We start from the raw sequence: 20076 nt of genomic DNA, 5'->3' as shown, positions 1-20076 counted from the left end.
GACCATGACGCCTTCGAAGCGAGACCGCGCCGCCGCCCTGCCCGCGGACCTGCGGGAAGCGCTGCGCCGCAGGCTGGCCGGACAGGCCGGCGGCGAGGGGCCCGGCGCCGGGCGGACCGTCCCGCGCGCCGACCGCGGCCGCCCGCTGCCCCTCTCCTTCGTCCAGCAGCGCCTGTGGTTCCTGGACCGGCTGCGGCCCGGCGACCACCGCTACAACAGCGCCCTCGCCGTGCGCTTCACCGGGCCGCTGGAGCGCGAGGCGCTGGCCCGGGCGCTGGCCGCCGTGGTGGCACGCCACGAGGGACTGCGGACCACCTTCGAGGAGACCGACGGCCACCTGGCGCAGACCGTGCGGCCGGCCGAGCCGGTGCCGCTGCCGGTTCGCGAGCCGAGCCCGACGGAAACCCTCGACGCGATCCTGCTGGCGGAGTACTCCCGCCCGTTCGACCTGCGCCAGGGCCCACCGCTGCGGGCGCTGCTGGTGCGCGAGTCGGATGCCGCGCACGTCCTGCTGCTGACCGCGCACCACATCGTCACCGACGGCTGGTCCATGGGCGTGGTCCTGGACGAGCTGTGCACCGCCTACGCCGCCCTGGTCCGGGGCGCGGCCCCCCAGCTGCCCCCGGTGGCCACGCAGTACCCCGACTTCGCGGTGTGGCAGCGCGAGCAGCTCTCCGGCACCCGACTCGAGAAGCACCTCGCCTACTGGAAGGGGCAGCTGGCCGGCGCGGTGGCCCCCGAGCTGCCGCTGGACCGGCCCCGGCGCGGCGAGGAGGCCGGCGCGGGCGCGATCCACACCTTCCCCGTCTCCGCGCGGCTGACGGCCCGGCTGCGCGACCTGGTGACCGAGCAGCACAGCACGCTCTACACCGCTCTGGTCGCCGCCACCCAGGCGCTGCTGGCCCGCTGGTCCGGCCAGGACGACATCACCGTGGGCTCCCTGACCTCCGGGCGCTCCCGCACCGACCTGGAACGGGCCGTCGGCTGCTTCGTCAACACGGTGGTGCTGCGCACCCCGGTGGAGCGGTCCTGGTCCTTCCGCGACCTGCTGTCGGCCGCCACCACCACCGTCAACGACTCCTTCGTGCACGGTGACACGCCCTTCGAGCGACTGGTGGAGACGGTCGGCGCCCCCCGCGAGGCGGGCCGCAACCCGCTCTTCGACGTGATGGTCCTGCTGCACCCCGCCCCGCCCGCGCCCGCCGCCGCGCACGGGCTGGACGTCTCCCTGGTCGACGTGCCCCGGCAGGCGGCCACCTTCGACCTCAGCGTGGAGTTCGTCCCGGACGGGGAGGGGCTGACCGGCCTGCTGGAGTACCGCAGCGACCTGTTCGACGAGTCCACCGCGCGGCGGATGGCCGACCAGCTGCTGCGGCTCCTGGAGGGCGTCGCCGCCGAACCGGACCGGCCGCTGGGCACCCTGCCGCTGCTCTCCGCCGAGGAGGTCCGCCGGGTGACGCGGGAGTGGAACGGCGCCCGGCTGCCCGTTGACGACGCCTGCTACCCCGAACTCCTGGAGCGCCGGGCCGCCCTGACCCCGGCGGCCCTCGCCCTGGTCGCCGGGGGCGAGCGGCTGGACTACGCGACGCTCAACCGCCGGGCCAACCGGCTCGCGCACCACCTGATATCCCTCGGAGCGGGCCCCGAACGGCTGGTCGCGCTGACGCTGCCGCGCACCGCCGACATGATCGTGGCGATCCTCGCCGTCTGGAAGGCCGGCGCCGGCTACCTGCCGATCGACCCCGCCCTGCCCGCGGAGCGCGTGCGCTACCTGCTGGAGGACGCCCGGCCGGCGTTGGTCCTGGACGAGGACGCGTTGCGGGCCGCCCCGGCCACCGGCCGGGACACCGACCCCGTCGACGCCGACCGGATCGCCCCGCTGCGCCCGGCGAACACCGCCTACGTCATCTACACCTCGGGCTCCACCGGCCGCCCCAAGGGCGTCGTGGTGGCGCACCGCGCGGTGACGCACCTGCTGGCCGCCCACCGGGCGGGCTTCGTCGCCGACGCGGGCGGCGGCCCGCTGCGGGTGGCGCTCACCGCCTCGTTCTCCTTCGACACCTCCTTGGAGGGCGTGCTGCTGATGGCCGACGGCCACCCGCTGCACGTGGTCGACGAGGTGACCCGGATGGATCCGGCCGCCCTGGTCGAGTACGTGGTCCAGCACCGCGTCGACTTCCTCGACGTGACCCCCTCCTACCTCGGTCAGCTGCTGCCCGCCGGGCTGCTCACCGATCCGCGGCACCGCCCGCGGGTGCTGATGCTCGGCGGCGAGGCGGTCGGCGCCGCCCTCTGGCGCGAGCTGGCCGCGCACCCCGGGGTGGCCGCCTACAACTTCTACGGCCCGACGGAGTGCACGGTCGACGCACTGGCCTGCCGGATCGCGGACGGCGACCGGGCGCTGGTGGGCCGCCCGCTGCCGAACGTGCGGGCGTACGTGCTGGACGACCGGCGCCGGCCGGTGCCGCCCGGCGTCGGCGGCGAGCTGTACCTGGCGGGCGAGCAGCTCGCCCGCGGCTACGCCGACCGTCCCGGGCTGACCGCGGCGCGGTTCACGGCCGACCCGTTCGGGCCGCCCGGTGCCCGGATGTACCGCACCGGAGACTTGGCCCGCTGGACCGCCGACGGGCGCCTGGACTACCTCGGGCGGGCGGACGACCAGGTCAAGGTGCGCGGCCACCGCGTCGAACCGGGCGAGGTCGAGGCGGCGCTGCTGGAGCTGCCCGCCGTCGGCGCGGCCGCGGTGGTGGCCGCGCCCGACGCACACGGCCGCGCCCGGCTGGCGGCCTATCTGGTGCCCGCCACCGGATACGCCGTGCCGCCCGCCGCCGACCTGCGGGCGGCGCTGCGGCAGGTGCTGCCCGACCACCTGGTGCCGTCCTCCTTCACCGCGCTCGACGCGCTGCCGCTCACCACCAGCGGCAAGCTCGACCGCCGGGCCCTGCCCGCCCCCGACCTCGAAGTGGACCGGCAGCAGAAGGAGTTCGTCGCCCCACGGACCCCGGACGAGGAGGTGCTGGCCGGCATCTGGGCCGAGGTGCTCGGCGTCGCCAGGGTGGGCGTCACGGACAACTTCTTCGAGCTGGGCGGCGATTCGATCCTCAGCATCCAGGCCGTCTCCCGGGCCCGAGCCGCAGGCCTGCGGCTCGGTTCGAGCGACGTCTTCCGCCACCAGAGCGTCGCCGACCTCGCCGCTGCGGCGGCCCGCCGCCGGCTCGCCCCGGCGGCGACGGCGCGGCGACCGCGGGACGACGGACCCGCGCCGCTGACCCCGGTGCAGGAGTGGTTCTTCGCCACCCACGGCCCGCTGCGCCACTTCAGCATGTCGATGCTGCTCGACCTGCCGTGCGACCTGGACGAGCGGGCGCTGGAGCTGGCGCTCGAAGCGGTGGCGGCCGCGCACCCGGCGCTGCGCACCCGGTTCACCCGCACCGGCGACGGCTGGCACCAGAGCCCCGGAGCCGGTCCGGTCGGCGCTTTGCTGACCTGCCACGACCCGGCCGCCCTCGCCGCCGACGCCGAGGCCGAGGACGCCGCCCGGCGCCGCGCGGCCGACGCGGCCCGTGAGGCCCTCGACCCGGCCAGCGGCGCGCTGCTGCGCGCGGCCCTGCTGCGGGCCGCCGACGGCGCCCGGCCCCAGCTGTTCGTGACGGCCCACCACCTGGCCGTGGACAGCGTCTCCTGGCGGGTGCTGCTGGCCGACCTCGCCCTGGCCTACCGGCAGGCGGCCGCCGGCGAGCCGGTTCGGCTGGACCCCGAGCAGACCCCGTTCACCGACTGGGCGCACCACGTCGCCGAGCGCGTTCGGGCCGGGGACCTCGACGGTGACCTGCCGTACTGGCTGGACGAGGTCTCGGCCGCGCCGGCCCCGCTGCCCGTCGACCTTCCCGGCAGCCCGCTGGCCGGTTCGGTCCGCACCGTTCGGACCAGGGTGGACCGGGCCACCACCGAGGCGCTGCTGCGCCAGGTCCCCGCGGTCTACCGCACCCAGGTCAACGACGTGCTGCTCAGCGCGCTGGGCCGGGTGCTCGCCGACTGGACGGGCGCCGGGCGGGTGGCCGTCGCCCTGGAGGGGCACGGCCGCGAGGAACTCGGCGGGCCGGCCGGCCACGAGCCCGACCTCTCCCGCACGGTCGGCTGGTTCACCACCCAGTACCCCGTCACCCTCACCCCGGTCGGAACGGCCGGCGCCCCGGACTGGGCCGCCACTCTGAAGGGGGTCAAGGAGCGGCTGCGGGCCGTCCCCCGGCGGGGCCTGAGCTACGAGGCGCTGGCCCGCCTCGGCTCGCCCGACCCGGCCGCGGCCGCCCTGCGGGCGGTGCCGCTGCCCCAGGTGTCCTTCAACTACCACGGCCAGTGGGCGGCCGCCGAGGGCGGCGACTTCGCCCCGGCCGGCGAGGCTCCCGGTCGGGACATCGCCCCCGACGCGCCGCTGGACCACCTGCTCGACATCTCCGCCGTGGTGGCCGACGGCGAGCTGGAGATCACCTGGCACTACAGCGACCAGGTGCACGAGGCGGCCACCGTCCAGCACCTGGCGGCCGCGCTGACCGCCGCGCTGACCGCCGTCGCCGCGCACTGCGCCCGCCCCGGCGCCGGCGGCCGCACTCCGTCCGACTTCCCGTTCGCCCGGCTGGACCAGGCCGGCGTGGACCGGCTGGTCGGCGACGGCCGGGCGGTGGAGGACCTGCTTCCCCTCACCCCGCTCCAGGAGGGCATGCTCTTCCACCGCCTGGTCGGCGGCCCCGACGACGTGTACGTCGACCAGGCCGCGCTGCTCCTGGACGGCGTGAGCGACCCCGACACCTTCGCCGCCGCCTGGCAGCGGGTGGCCGACCGCACGCCCGCCCTGCGCACCTCGGTGGTGTGGGAGGGCGTCCCCGTCCCGCTCCAGGTCGTGCACCGCCGCGCCCGGATACCGGTCACCCAGCTTGACCTGCGCGCGGCGGGCCCGCAGGAGCGGGCCGAGCGGGTCGCCGCCGTGCGCGCGGAGGACCTCGCGCGGGGCGTGGACATCGCCGCGGCGCCGCTGATGCGGCTCACCCTGATCCGGCTGCCCGACGCGCGCCTGCACCTGCTCTGGACCTCCCACCACCTGATCCTGGACGGCTGGAGCCTGGCCCAGGTGCTCACCGACGTGTTCGAGGAGTACGCGGCGCTCAGCACCGGCGCCGAACCGCGACCGGCCGCACGCCGGCCCTTCGGCGACTACGTGCGCTGGCTGGCCGGGCAGGACGCCGAGGCCGCCAGGGCCCACTGGCGGGGCGTCCTGGAGGGGTTCGCCACCCCGACCCCGCTGCCCGTCGACCGGGTCCGGCGCGGGCTCCACCAGGCCCGGTCGGCGGGCGTGCACCCGGCCGGGCTGTCCGCGGAGGTGTCGCAGCGGCTGGCCCGGACCGCCCGGCAGGCCGGGCTGACCATGGGCACCGTGGTCCAGGGCGCCTGGGCGCTGCTGCTGTCGCGCTACAGCGCCGAGCGGGACGTGCTGTTCGGGACCACCGTCTCCGGACGCCCCGACGACCTGCCCGGTGTCGAGTCGATGATCGGGATGTTCATCAACACCCTGCCCACCCGGGTCCGGGTGGACGGCGGGCGCACCGCCGCGGCGTGGCTCCGGGACCTCCAGGAGGCGCAGGCCGAGGCCCGGCGCTTCGCCGCGGTCTCGCTGGCCGAGCTGACCGGCATGAGTGAGGTGCCCTCCGGCAGCCCGCTCTTCGACAGCATGGTCGCCTTCGAGAACTATCCCTTCGACGAGGCGCGCTCGGCGGGCTCCGGCGTGCGACTGGCCGACGTCTCCTCCCGGGACGCCACCAACTTCCCGCTGGTGCTGCGGGCCTACCAGGGCGAGCGGTTCGGTTTCGACCTCGCCTACGACCCGGAGCTGTTCGACGCCGGGACCGCGCACACCCTGGCCGACCGTCTCTGCCTGCTGCTCACCGAGCTGGCCGGCGGCCTGGACCGCCCGCTGCGCGCCCTGGCCTGGACCACCGCCGAGGAGCGGCGGCGGATGCTGGTCGACTGGAACGGCGCCGCGCAGGGCCGGCCGGACCGGACCCTGGTGGACCTCTTCGAGGCGCAGGCCGCCCGGACCCCGCACGCCGAAGCCGTGAGCTACGGCGACGAGCGCCTCGACTACGCCACGCTTGACGCGCGGGCCGACCGGCTCGCCCACCGACTGGCCGAACTCCACGCCTCGACCGAGCAGTTCGTGGCCCTCGCGCTGCCCCGCTCGACCGACCTGGTGGTGGCGGTCCTCGCCGTCCTCAAGACCGGCGCGGCCTACCTGCCGCTCGACCCGGCGCTGCCGCCCGAGCGCCTGGCCCAGCTGCTGCGCGACGTCCGGCCGGTGGCGCTGGTGACGCTCACCGGGGACGCCGCCGCGCCGGGGCCCACCGACGTGCCCGTACTGGCGCTGGGCGACGCCGACGTGCGCGCCGACCTCGCGCGGCGCCCGGCCGGCAAGCTCGCCCCGCGCCGCCGCCCGCTGCCCGAGAGCCCGGCCTACGCCATCTTCACCTCGGGATCCACCGGGCGCCCGAAGGGAGTCGTGATCCCGCACGCCAACGTGGTGCGGCTCTTCGACCGCACCGCCGAGTGGTTCGGCTTCGGCGCCGAGGACGTCTGGACGCTCTTCCACTCCTACACCTTCGACTTCTCGGTGTGGGAGCTCTGGGGCCCGCTGCTGCACGGCGGCCGGCTCGTCGTGGTTCCCGAGGACACCGCCCGCTCCCCGGAGGACTTCCTGCGCCTGCTGGCCGACGAGCGGGTCACCGTCCTCAACCAGACCCCGTCCGCGTTCTACCCGTTGATCCGCGCCGACGCCGAGAACCCGGCCCTGGCGGACCGGTTGGCGCTGCGCACGGTGGTCTTCGGCGGCGAGGCGCTGGACGTGACGACGCTGGCCGACTGGTACGACCGCCACCCGGACGGCGCGCCGCGCCTGGTCAACATGTACGGCATCACCGAGACGACCGTGCACGTCACCCATGCCCCGCTGGACCGCGCCACGGCCCGCGCCGGCGGCCCCGGACCGATCGGCACCGGCATCCCCGACCTGCGGGTGTACGTGCTGGACGCCGACCTGGCGCCGGTCCCCCCCGGTGCGGTGGGCGAGTTGTTCGTCGCGGGGGAGGGCCTCGCCCGCGGCTACCTGAACCGCCCGGGCCTGACCGCCGCCCGCTTCGTCGCCGACCCGTTCGGGCGTCCCGGCTCCCGGATGTACCGCACCGGCGACCGGGCCCGCCGACGGGCCGACGCCACCCTGGAGTACCTGGGCCGCGCCGACCAGCAGGTGAAGATCCGCGGCTACCGGATCGAGCCCGGCGAGATCGAGGCCGCCCTGCACGCCCATCCGGGTGTGGGCGCCGCCGCCGTGGGCGTGTACGAGGACACCGCCGGCACCCGCCGCCTGGTGGCCCACGTGGTCGGCGGCGGTGAGCGCGCCGAAGCCCCGCCGTCCGCCGCCGAGCTGCGCGCGCACCTGGAGCGGCTGCTGCCCCCCTACATGGTGCCCGCCGCCTACGTCCCGATGGCGGCCCTGCCGCTCACCGTCAACGGCAAGCTCGACCGGCGGGCGCTGCCCGCGCCGGGCCCGGACGGTTTCGCGGCCGGCCACGACCGCACCGCCCCCCGCACCCGGGCCGAACGGCTGGTCGCCGAGGCCTGGGCCGACGTCCTGGACACCGACGAGGTCGGCGTGGACGACGACTTCTTCGCCCTCGGCGGCGACTCCATCCTCGCGATCCGGGTCACCTCCCGGCTGCGCGCGGCGTTCGGCACGGACGTCTCGCCCCGGCTGCTGTTCAGCCACGGCAGACTGGCCGACCTGGCCGCCGCCCTCGGCGAGCCGGCCGCCGGGGGGAGCCCGTCGGCCGACGCGATCCCCGCCGCCGACCCGGCCGTCGAGCCGCCGCTGTCCTACGCCCAGCAGCGGCTCTGGTTCCTCGACCGCTTCGAGCCGGACGGCACCGAGTACACCACCCTGTCCGTGCTGCGCCTGCGCGGAGCGCTCGACGAGAGCGCCCTGCGCGCCGCGCTGGACGCCCTGGTGGCCCGGCACGAGGCGCTGCGCACCACGTTCACCGAACAGGACGGGCGCGCCCGGCAGAGCGTGCGCCCGGCGCAGCCGGTCGAGCTGCCGGTGGACGACCTCCGCGGGCAGCCCCCGGCGCTCCTGGAGGCACTGCTGGAACGCGTCGCCGCCACCCCGTTCGACCTGGCCGCCGGGCCGTTGCTGCGGGCCCGGCTGGTGCGGACGGCCGAGGACGAGCACGTGCTCGTGCTGGCCGTGCACCACATCGCCACCGACGGCTGGTCGGTGGCCGTCCTCGGCCGCGACCTGGGCGAGCTGTACGCGGCCGCCCTCGAACGGCGCCGCCCCGAGCTGCCCGAGCTGCCCGTGCGGTACACCGACTACGCCGTCTGGCAGCGCGCCCGCACCGACCGCGCCGAGGCGGACCTCGCCCACTGGCGCCAGGCCCTGGACGGCCTGGAGCCGCTGGACCTGCCCACCGACCGTCCGCGCCCCGCCGTCCGCACCCGGGACGGCGCCCTGCTGACCTTCACCCTGCCCGCCGCGCTGACCGGACGGCTGCGCGAGCGCGGGCGGGAGGCCGACGCCACCCTCTACATGACCCTGCTGACGGCCTGCCAGGTGCTGCTCGCCCGCTGGGCCGGCCAGCAGGACGTCGCCGTGGGCACCGTCGCCTCGGGCCGGGAGCGGCCCGAACTCCACGACGTGGTGGGCATCTTCGTCAACACCCTGGTGCTGCGCGCCCAGGTGCGCCCGGAGCTGTCGTTCCACGAGCTGCTGGGCCGGTCGCGGGACACCGTCCTGGCGGCGTTCGCCCACCAGGAGGTGCCGTTCGAGCGGCTGGTGGACACCCTCCAGCCGGAGCGCGACACCAGCCGCACGCCGCTGTTCCAGGTGATGGTGGCCCTGCACAACCTGGGCACCGAGGCACCCCGTCTGCCGGGCCTGGAGGTGGCACCGCTGGCACCGCCGGTCCGCAGCGCCACCTTCGACCTCGCCTTCGACTTCGTCGAGCGCGACGGCGGCCTGACCGGCTACCTGGAGTACAGCACCGGCCTGTTCGACGAGGCCACCGCCGAGCGGCTGGCCGGCTGGCTGCGGACCCTGCTGGAGGCGGTGGCCGAGGACCCGGGCAGCGCCGTCGCCACCCTGCCGTTGATGACCGCCGACGAACGCCGCCGGGTGCTCCGGACGGGGCAGGGCGAGCCGATGGCAGTGCCGGACACCACCTTTCCCGCCCTGTTCGAGGCGCAGGCCGCCCGTACCCCGCACGCCACCGCCCTGGTGGCCAGGGACGCCACCCTCGACTACGCCGCCCTCAACGGGCGGGCCAACCGGCTCGCCCGCCACCTCGTCTCCCGTGGCGCCGGCCCGGAACAGGTGGTCGCGGTCCGGCTGCCGCGCACCTCGGACCTGCTGGTGGCCCTGCTCGCGGTGCTCAAGGCGGGTGCCACCCTCCTCTGCCTGGACCCCGAACTCCCCGAGGAGCGGGCCGCCTTCCTGCTCGCCGACGCCCGTCCGCGGACGCTGCTGACGGAGCGGGAGCTGCACGAGGTGCCGTGGGACCGGCTGCCCGCCCACGACCTCACCGACGCCGACCGGCGCGATCCGCTGCTGCCGCGGCACACGGCCTACCTCATCTACACCTCCGGTTCCACCGGCCGACCCAAGGGCGTCGCCGTGGAGCACCGCCAGCTGGTCAACCTGTGCCAGGACCACCGCGCGGGGCTGTTCGCGCCGCACCTGACGGACGGGCGTCCACTGCGGATGGCGCTCAGCGCCTCGTTCTCCTTCGACACCAGCTGGGAGGGCCCGCTGCTGCTCACGTTCGGCCAGGAGGTGCACCTCATCGACGAGGACGTCCGGCTCGACCCGGAGGCCTTCTGCGCCCAGATCGCCGAACGCCGCTTGGACGTGGTCAACGTCACCCCCTCCTACCTGCGTGAACTCTCGGCCGCCGGGCTGTTCGCGGCGGGCCGCCACCACCCGGGCCTGCTGCTGGTCGGCGGCGAGGCGATCTCGCCCGCCGCCTGGCAGGAGCTGTGCGCGGCGCAGCACGACCTCGGCGTCACCGCCTACAACGTCTACGGGCCCACCGAGTGCACCGTCGACGCCCTCTACGGCCGGTGCGCGGACCGCCCCGAGCGCCCGGTCGTCGGCCGCCCCGGCCGCAACCTGCGGGCCTACGTGCTCGACGAGGTCCTGCGGCCGGTGCCGCCGGGCATGGCGGGGGAGCTGTACCTGGCCGGGGCGCAGGTGGCCCGCGGCTACCTGAACCGCCCGGGCCTGACCGCCGCCCGCTTCGTGGCCGACCCGTTCGGCGCGCCGGGGGAGCGCATGTACCGCACCGGCGACCGGGCCCGCTGGGACGCCCAGGGCCTGCTGGAGTTCCTCGGCCGGGCCGACGAGCAGGTCAAGATCCGGGGGTTCCGGATCGAGCCCGGCGAGGTGGAGGCCGCCCTGCTCGACCACCCGGACGTCGCCGAGGCGGTCGTCACCGCCCGCGAGCACGCCGGCCGGCTGATGCTCGTCGGCTACCTGGTGCCGGCCGGGGACCGGATCCCGCCCGCCGAGGAACTGCGGGTCCGGCTGCGGCGGACGCTGCCCGACCACATGGTGCCCGCCGCCTTCGTCCCGCTGGAGCGGATCCCGCGCAACTCCAGCGGCAAGACCGACCGCCGCGCCCTGCCCGCGCCGCCCGCGCAGCCCGACAGCGGCAACGCGTTCGTGGCGCCGCGGCCCGGCACCGAGGAGCGGCTGGCCGCGATCTGGGCCGAGGTGCTGGGTGTGGCCCGGGTGGGCGCGCACGACAACTTCTTCGCGCTCGGCGGGGACTCCATCCTCAGCATCCAGATCGTCTCCCGGGCCCGGGCCGGCGGGCTCGCGCTGACCACCAAGGACGTCTTCCGGCACCAGAGCGTCGCCGAACTCGCACTGGTGGTCGGTGCGGCGGGCGCGCGCCCGGACACCGGGGGCGACCCCTCGCCCACCGAAGCGCCGCTCACCCCGATCCAGCACTGGTACCTCGACGGCCGCCGCCCCGGCGACCCGATGCGCTTCACGATGACCCAGCGGGTGGAACTGGCCCCCGGCGCGGACCCGTCGGCCCTGGACCAGGCAGCCGCGGCCCTGGTGCGCTGCCATGCCGCCCTGCGCACCCGGCTGCGCCACACCGGCACCGGCTGGCGCCAGGAGGTGCTCGCCGAGGCGCCCCGGAGCGTCTTCACCCGGTACGAGGCGGCCGGCCTCGACCCCGCGGCCCTGGAAGCGGCGGTGCAGGACACCACGGCCTCGGCCCAGGCCGAACTGGACCCGACCGAGGGCCGGATGGTCCGCGTGCTCTTCTTCGACCGCGGCGCCCGGGAGCCGGGCCAGCTCGTCGTCACCGTGCACCATCTGGCCGTGGACGGCGTCTCCTGGCGCATCCTGTTGGCCGACCTCGAAGCGGCCTACCAGGCGGTCGGTGCCGGCCGCGGCGCCGAACTGCCCCCGGCGGGCACCTCCTACGGCCACTGGGCGACCCGGCTGGAGCAGCACACCCGCTCCGGCGCGCTGGCCGCCGACGCCGCGTACTGGGCGCGGACCGCCACGGCCCCGGCCGACCTGCCCGCCGGCCGGCCCGGTCCCAACACCCACGGCGGCGCCGCCACCGTCACCGTGACGCTGGACGCGGAGACGACCGAGGCCCTGCTGCGCCAGGTCCCCGAGGTCTACCGCACCCAGGTCAACGACGTGCTGCTCAGCGCCCTGGGGCGCACCCTGGCGCGCTGGTGCGGTCGCGAGAGCGTGCTGGTGGGCGTGGAGGGGCACGGCCGGGAGGACCTCTTCGACGACCTCGACCTGTCCCGGACGGTGGGCTGGTTCACCGCCGAGTTCCCGCTCGCCCTGAGCGTCGACCCCGACGCCGGATGGCACGAGACGCTGCGCTCGGTCAAGGAGCAGCTGCGCGCCGTCCCGCTGCGCGGGCTGAGCCACGGTGCGCTGCGCCACCTGCTGCCGGGCGGTGCGCCGGCGGGTACGCCGGCTCCGCGGATCGGCTTCAACTACCACGGCCGGTGGGACGCCGAGAGCGCCGGCGCCGACGGCCTCTACCGCGCGTCGCTGCCCCCGGCCGGCCGCGACACCGACCCGGACGAAGCCCGCCCCTACCTCCTGGACGTCACGGGGGTGGTCCAGCACGGGCGCCTGGAACTGGGCTGGACCTACCCGGCGGCCGTCTACGACGAGGCCGAGGTCCGCGCACTGGCCGAGGAGATGCGCACCGCCCTGCGCGAGATCGCGGCGCACTGCGCCCGCCCCGGGGCCGGCGGCCGCACCCCCTCCGACTTCCCGCTCGCCGGCCTGACCCAGGACCAGCTGGACCGGCTCGTCGGCGACGGGCGCCAGGTCGCCGACGTGCTGCCGCTGACGCCGCTCCAGTCCGGGATGCTCTTCCACGGGCTGGTCGACACCGAGGGCGCCTACTTCGACCGGATCGTGGTGCGGCTGGCCGGCGTGGCCGACCCGCGCGTGTTCGCCGAGGCCTGGCAGCTGCTGGCCGACCGCACGCCCGCGCTGCGCACCGGCGTGCACTGGCGGGGCCTGCCGCATCCCGTTCAACTGGTGCTCCAGCGCGCCGAGGTGCCCGTCACCCTGCTGGACTGGCGGCAGCTGCCGGCGGACCGGCAGGAAGCGCAGACCGAGCGGCTGCTCGCCGCGGATCGCGCGGCGGGCATGGACCTCACCGCCGCGCCGCTCACCCGGCTCACGCTGGCCGCGCTCCCCGGTGACGAGGTGCTGCTGCTCTGGTCCACCCACCACCTGATCCTGGACGGCTGGAGCAGCGGGCAGTTGCTGACCGAGGTCTGCGACCAGTACGCCGCGCTGACCGGCGGCGCTGCGCGGGGGCCCCGCCCGTCGAGGCGTCCGTTCGCGGACTTCCTGCGCTGGCTGGCCGAGCAGGACGGGCAGGCGGCCGAGCACTACTGGGCCGACGCCCTGGCCGGCTTCACCGCGCGCAACCCGCTGCCGTATGACCGGGTGCCCGGCCAGGCGCACCGCGCCCGCTCCGCCGCCACCGTCCACCGCGAGCTGGACCAGGACCTCTCCCAGCGGCTGCGGGAGCGGGCGCGGTGCGCCGGACTGACCGTCAACACCGTGGTCGAGGGGGCCTGGGCCCTGCTGCTGGCGCGCTACGGCGGCAGCGACGACGTGGTCTTCGGCACCACCGTCTCGGGCCGGCCGGCGGAGCTGCCCGGCGTCGAGTCGATGATCGGCATGTTCATCAACACCGTGCCGACCCGGGTCCGGATACCCGCCACCGGCGGCGTGCTGCCCTGGCTGCGCGAGCTCCAGGCGCGCCAGAGCGACGGGCGCCCCTTCGACCACCTGGCCCTGACCCGGATCCAGGCGCTGAGCGAGGTACCGGCCGGCGAGGCGCTCTTCGACAGCATGGTGGTGTTCGAGAACTACCCCGTCGACGAGTCCGTCGCGGCCAGGACCGGTGTGCGGGTGACGGAGGTACGGGCCGACGACGCCACCACCTTCCCGTGGTGCCTGCGTGCCTACCTGACCGAGCGGCTCGGCCTCGACCTGGCCTACGACCCCGCGCTGTTCGACCGGTCCACGGTGGAGCGCGCGGCCCGGCGCCTAACCGTGCTGCTCGCCGCCCTCGCCGACGGTCTGGACGGTGAGGTGGGCGAGCTGGAGCCGCTGACCGCGGCCGACCGGGAGCTGCTGGCGTCCTGGCAGAGCACCGCCCGCCCGGCGACGGCGCAGAGCCCGGTGGCGCTCTTCGCCGAGCAGGCCCGCCGCACACCCGAGGCGGTCGCGGTGCGGCACGGCGAGGACGACCTGACCTACCGCCGGCTCGACCGGTGGTCGGACCGGCTGGCCGCCCGGCTGCTGGCCGACGGCCTGGCCGTCGAGGGGCGGGTGGCGCTGGCGATGGACCGCTCGGTCGAGCTCGTCGTCGCCCAGCTCGCCGTCCTCAAGGCGGGCGGTGCCTACGTCCCGGTGGACGTCCGGGCGTCCGAGGAACGCCGCCGCGCGCTGCTCGCCCGGGCCGGCGCCACCGTCCGGCTCACCACCGACCAGGTCGCCGCCGTCCGTACCGAGGCGGCCGGGCAGCCCGTGCTGTCCGCGCCGCCGGCCGACCCCGACCGGCTGGCCTACGTGATGTTCACCTCCGGATCCACCGGCGAGCCCAAGGCGGTGGCGGTCCGGCACCGCGACGTGGCCTCGCTGGCCACCGACAGCCGCTTCACCGACGGCGGTTGCGAACAGGTGCTGCTGCACTCCCCGGTGGCCTTCGACGCGAGCACCTTCGAGGTCTGGGCACCGCTGCTCAACGGCGGCCGGGTGGTCGTCGCCCCCGACGGGCCGGTGGACGCGGCGCTGCTGCGGCGGCTGACGTCCGGCGGGCTGACGGCGCTGTGGCTCACCGCCGGGCTCTTCCGCCTGCTGGCCCAGGACGCGCCGGACTGCTTCACGGGTCTGCGCCGGCTGTGGACCGGCGGCGACGTGGTGCCCGCCGCCGCCGTGCGCCGGGTCCTCGCCGCCTGCCCCGGCCTGTGCGTGGTGGACGGCTACGGACCCACCGAGACCACCGTCTTCGCGACCTCCTTCGCCCTCGCCGACCCGGCGGCGGTGCCCGACACCGTGCCCGTCGGCCACCCCCTGGACGACAAGCGGGTGTACGTCCTCGACCGCCGCCTGCGGCCCGTGCCGCCCGGCTGCGCGGGCGAGCTGTTCGTCGCCGGTGAGGGCCTGGCGCGCGGCTACCTGGGCCGGCCCGGCGAGAGCGCGGCACGCTTCCTGGCCGACCCGTTCGGCGCGCCGGGGGAGCGGATGTACCGCACCGGCGACCTGGCCAGGCGGCGGCCGGACGGCGCCGTGGAGTTCCTGGGCCGCACCGACGACCAGGTGAAGATCCGCGGCTTCCGGGTCGAGCCCGGCGAGGTGGCGGCCGCGCTGGCCGCGCACCCGGGGGTCGCCGACACCGCCGTGGTCGTCCGCGAGGACCGCCCCGGCGCCCGACAGCTGGTGGCGTACGTCGTCGGCCCCGCGGGCGCCGACCTGGCGCAGCTGCGGGACTTCGCCGCCCGCCAGCTGCCCGACTACCTCGTGCCCACCGCCTTCGTCCCGCTCGCCGCCCTTCCGCTGAACCGCAACGGCAAGCTCGACCGCGCGGCACTTCCGGCGCCGGACGCCGACCGCGACGCCGGGCCCCGCGAGCGCCTCGCGCCGCGCACCGAGGCCGAACGCCGCACGGCGGAGGTCTTCGGGGAGGTGCTGGGCACAGCGCCGCCCGGTGTGGAAGACGGCTTCTTCGAGCTGGGCGGGGACTCCATCCTCAGCATCCGGCTCGCCGCCCGGCTGGCCGAGGCGTTCGGCACCGACCTGACGCCCCGCGCGGTCTTCCTCCACCCCACCCCGGCCGGACTGGCCCGGCTGCTCACGCAGGAGCGGCAACCCTGCGGCGCGGACCCCGCCGTCGTCCCGGTCGCCCGCGAAGCGGCGCCGCCGATGTCCTACGCCCAGCAACGCCTCTGGTTCCTGGAGGAGTTCGCGCCCGGCGGCACCGAGTACGTCACCGCGCTCGCGCTGCGCCTGCACGGCGCCCTGGACCTCGGCGCCCTCGGCGCGGCCCTGAACGCGCTGGTGGCCCGCCACGAGTCGCTGCGCACCACCTTCGACAGCGTCGACGGGCGTGGCGTCCAGCTCGTCCATCAGCCGCGGGAGGTGCCGCTCGCGCTCCACGACCTGTCCGAACTGCCTGAGCCGGAACGGCAGTCGGCGCTGCGCGGGCTGCTCGCCGACGAGCGGGGCCGACCCTTCGACCTGCGTCGGGGTCCGCTGCTGCGGGTCGCCCTGATCCGGCTGGCCGACGGCGACCACGTGCTGGCCATCACCCTGCACCACATCGTCACCGACGGCTGGTCGACCTCCGTCCTGCTCACCGACCTGGCCCACCTCTACCGCGCCGAACTGGGCTCCGGCGAAGACCAGTTGCCGCCCCTGCCGGTGCAGTACGCCGACTACGCGCACTGGCAGCGCACGGCCGGCGCCGCCGGCGCCGACGATCAGCTCGACTACTGGAGGAAGCAGCTGGCGGACGCCGAGCCGCTCCACCTGCCCACCGACCGGCCGCGCCCCGCGGTGCGCACCAGCAACGGAGCCACCGCCCGCCTGGAGGTGCCCGCCCCGACCGCCCGCCGGCTGGCCCGGGTCGGCCGGGAGCAGGGCGCCACCCTGTTCACCACGCTGGTCGCCGCCACCCAGGCCTACCTCGCCCGGCTCACCGGGGACGCGGACGTCGCGGTCGGCACCGTCACCTCCGGCCGCGACCGGGCCGAGACGCGGAACCTCGTCGGGTTCTTCGTCAACACCCTGGTCCTGCGCTCCCGGGTCGAGGCGGGGCAGCCCTTCACCGAGTTCCTCGGCGGCGTGCGGCACACGGTGCTGGACGCCTTCGCGCACCAGGAGGTGCCGTTCGAACGGGTGGTCGACGAGGTGCAGCCGGTCCGCGACACCAGCCGCAGTCCGCTCTTCCAGGTCATGGTCGTCCTGCAGAACACCCCGGCCGCCGACCTGGAACTTCCCGGCCTCGCCGTCACCGACGTCGAGACCGAGCTGGAACAGGCGCCGTTCGACCTCACCCTGGAGTTCGCCGAGACGGACTCCGGAGCGCTGCGCGCCCTGATCAGCTACAACACCGACCTGTTCGACGCGGTCACCGCCGAGCGCATCGCCGACCAGCTCGCCACCCTGCTCGCCGCCGTCGCCGAGAACCCCGGACGCCCCATCGGCGCCCTGCCGCTGGCCTCCGACGACGAGCTGAAGGCCCTGCTCGACCAGGCCCGGGGGACGTTCCGGCCGGTGCCCGAGGCGACCCTGCCCGAGCTGTTCGAACAGCAGGCGGCCCGCACTCCCCACGCGGTGGCGCTGCTGGACGGCGAACGCGAACTGACCTACGCGCAGCTGGACCGGGCGGCCAACCGGCTGTCCCACCGGCTGATCCGCCAGGGCGTGGGGCCGGAGCGGGTGGTGGCCCTGGCGCTGCCGCGCGCGGCCGAGACGGTGGTGGCGCAGCTCGCCGTGAGCAAGGCCGGCGGCGCCTTCCTCCCGGTCGACCCCGGCTACCCGGCCGGGCGACGGGAGTTCATGGTGCGCGACGCGGGCGCCTTCCTGATGCTCGACGACCCGGCCGAGGTGTGGACCGCCGACGGAGCGCCGACACCGCCCACCGACGCCGACCGCGCCACCGCGCTCAGCACCGGCCACCCCGCCTACGTCATCTACACCTCGGGATCGACCGGGACACCCAAGGGCGTGGTGGTCACCCACCGCGGACTGGCCGGCTTCGCCGCGGCCGCCGCCGAGCAGTACGCGGCCGGCCCCGGCGACCGGGTACTCCAGTTCGCCTCGCCCAGCTTCGACGCCTCGGTGCTGGAGCTGTGCGTCTCGCTGCTCAGCGGGGCCACCCTGGTCACCGGCGAAGAGGGCCCGCTGGTCGGCGAGCGGCTGGCCGAGGTGCTCGCCGACCGGCGGATCAGCCACACGCTGATCCCGCCGGCGGCCCTGGCCACCGTGGACCCGGCCGCGGCCGGCGCGCTGCCCGCGCTGCGCACCCTCATCGTCGGTGCCGAGGCCTGCCCGGCCGACCTGGTCGACACCTGGGCCCCCGGACGGCGGATGGTCAACTCGTACGGCCCCACCGAGGCCACCGTGGTCGCCAGCTGGACCGGCCCGCTGGCGGCGGGCGCGGGCACCCCACCGATCGGCCGCCCCGCCGGACCCACCAGCGTCTACCTGCTGGACGCCGCCCTACGGCCGGTCCCGCCCGGCGTGACCGGGGAGCTGTACGTCGCCGGGCCCGCCCTGGCCCGCGGCTACCTGAACCGCCCGGGCCTGACCGCCGCCCGCTTCGTGGCCGACCCGTTCGGCGCGCCGGGGGACCGGATGTACCGCACCGGAGACCTCGCGCGCCGCCACGGCGACGGAGAGCTGCGCTTCGTGGGTCGGATGGACGACCAGGTCAAGCTGCGCGGTTTCCGGATCGAGCCCGGCGAGGTGGAGAGTGCGCTGCGCCGTAGCGCCCTGGTGCGGGACGCGGTCGTCACCGTGCGTACCGGCGAAGCCGGGGACGGCCCGGGAGCCGGGCCCGCCCGGCTGGTCGCCTACCTCGTCCTCGCCGACAGCTGCGCCGGTCCCCTGGCGGACCAGGTGCCCGTCGCCGAGCTGCGCGCGCACCTGGCCGAGCTGCTGCCCCCGCACATGGTCCCCTCCCTCTTCGTGCCACTGGAGCGGCTGCCGCTCACCCCGAGCGGCAAGGCCGACCGCCGGGCGCTGCCCGACCCCGGACCCGCCCAGGCCGCCGCCGGGCGACGGGTCGCTCCGCGCACCGACACCGAACGCCGGATCGCCCGGATCTGGTCCGACGTACTGGGCATCGAGGAGATCGGCGCCGACGACAACTTCTTCGTCCTCGGCGGCGACTCCATCCTGAGCATGCAGGTGGTTTCGCGGCTGCGCCGGGACGGCCTGCACCTGGCGACCCGGGACCTGTTCAGCCACCAGACCGTCGCACAGCTGGCCACCGTCGTGCGCGACGCCCCGCAGCGCGCCGGCGACGCACCGGTGACCGGCGAGGTGCCGCTCACGCCCATCCAGGAATGGTTCCTCGGCACCCCGCGCGCCGCCCACCACCACTTCAACCAGTCGACGCTCCTCGAACTCGGCGCCGCCCCCGACCCGCGGGCGCTGCGCACAGCCCTGCACGCCCTGCTGGAGCACCACGACGCGCTGCGCATGCGCTTCACCCGGGACGAGGCGGGCTGGCACCAGTTCAACCCGCCGCCGGCCCCCGCCGACGACGTTCTGGAGCACCACGACCTGACCGGGCAGACATCCGAACAGGCCGCCGCCGCCGTGGCACGGGCCGCCGACGACCGGCACGCCGGATTCGACCTGGCCCGCGGCCCGCTCCTGCGGGCGGCGCTGTTCACCGGTGACCCCGGCCAACCGGTCCTGCTGCTCCTGGTCGCCCACCACCTGGTCGTCGACGCCGTCTCCTGGCGCATCCTGGGTGACGACCTGGAGAGCGCCTACCGACAGGCCGAGCAGGGCGAACCGGTCACCCTCGGCGAACGCGGCACGTCCTTCCGGGACTGGGCGCTCGGACTCGCCGCCCACGTCGCCGCGGGCGCCCTGGACGACGAACTGCCCCACTGGGAACAGGCGGTGTCCGCCGGCCCCGCCCGGGCGGCCCGCCCCGCCGACGCCGACGCCGACGCCGGGGCGGGCGAGCGGGCGACGGTGAGCGTGGAACTGGACGAGGCGGACACCGCGGCTCTGCTGCGGGCCGCACCGACGGCCTACCGCACCCGGGTCAACGACGTCCTGCTGGCCGCGCTCGCCCTGGCGCTGGCCCGCTGGACCGGAAGCGAACAGGTCCGGCTGGACCTGGAGGGACACGGCCGCGAGGACGTGCTCGACGGCGTCGACCTCTCCCGGACGGTCGGCTGGTTCACCACCGTCTACCCGGTCGCCTTCCAGGTGCCCGCACCCGGCGAGTTCGGACCCGACCGCGACTGGCGGTCCCTGGTGAAGTCGGTGCGCCGCCAGCTGCGCGCGGTGCCGGGCAACGGGCTCGGCTTCGGCGCGCTGCGCACCTTCGGCCCGCCCGAGGTCCGCGAGCGGCTCGCCGCGGGCACCCGGGGCGAGGTGGTCTTCAACTACCTCGGCCAGTGGGACTCCCGCCCGGAGAACGCCGGCCGCGGCCTGGTGCGCGTCGAGCGCGGCTCGTTCGGGCAGGACCACGACCCCCGCGACGGCGGCTCCCACCCGCTGGAGGTGGTGGGCGCGGTCCAGGACGGCCGCCTCGCCTTCACCTGGCACCACCGCCCCGCCGTCCACGACACGGCCAGTGTGCGCGGAGTCGCCGAGGAGTTCGGCGAGGCGCTGCGCCACATCGCCCGGCACGCCCGAGGAGGCCGATGACCGCGCCGTACCCGCCGGCGGGCCGCGGCCCCCCGCGCGCCCGCCCGACCATCACCGCCGAC

General features: G+C 76.2%; 1 protein-coding gene. It reads left to right on the top strand.

All coding sequences use genetic code 11. The features are described from left to right. Nucleotides 1-4 precede the first annotated feature (4 nt). Nucleotides 5-20014 carry a non-ribosomal peptide synthase/polyketide synthase gene (locus ABZ497_RS24835; protein WP_359808349.1) on the top strand — a complete coding sequence of 6670 codons (20010 nt, stop codon included), beginning with the start codon at nt 5-7 and terminating at the stop codon, nt 20012-20014. Nucleotides 20015-20076 lie beyond the last annotated feature (62 nt).

The sequence above is a fragment of the Kitasatospora sp. NPDC005751 genome, from assembly GCF_040630835.1.
In the GTDB taxonomy this organism is placed as follows: domain Bacteria; phylum Actinomycetota; class Actinomycetes; order Streptomycetales; family Streptomycetaceae; genus Kitasatospora.
This window is presented reverse-complemented; position numbering and strand designations above follow the sequence as displayed.

Excerpts from the sequence above, each read along its gene's own strand:
- ABZ497_RS24835 (WP_359808349.1), top strand. The coding sequence starts at position 5 with ATGACGCCTTCGAAGCGAGACCGCGCCGCCGCCCTGCCCGCGGACCTG.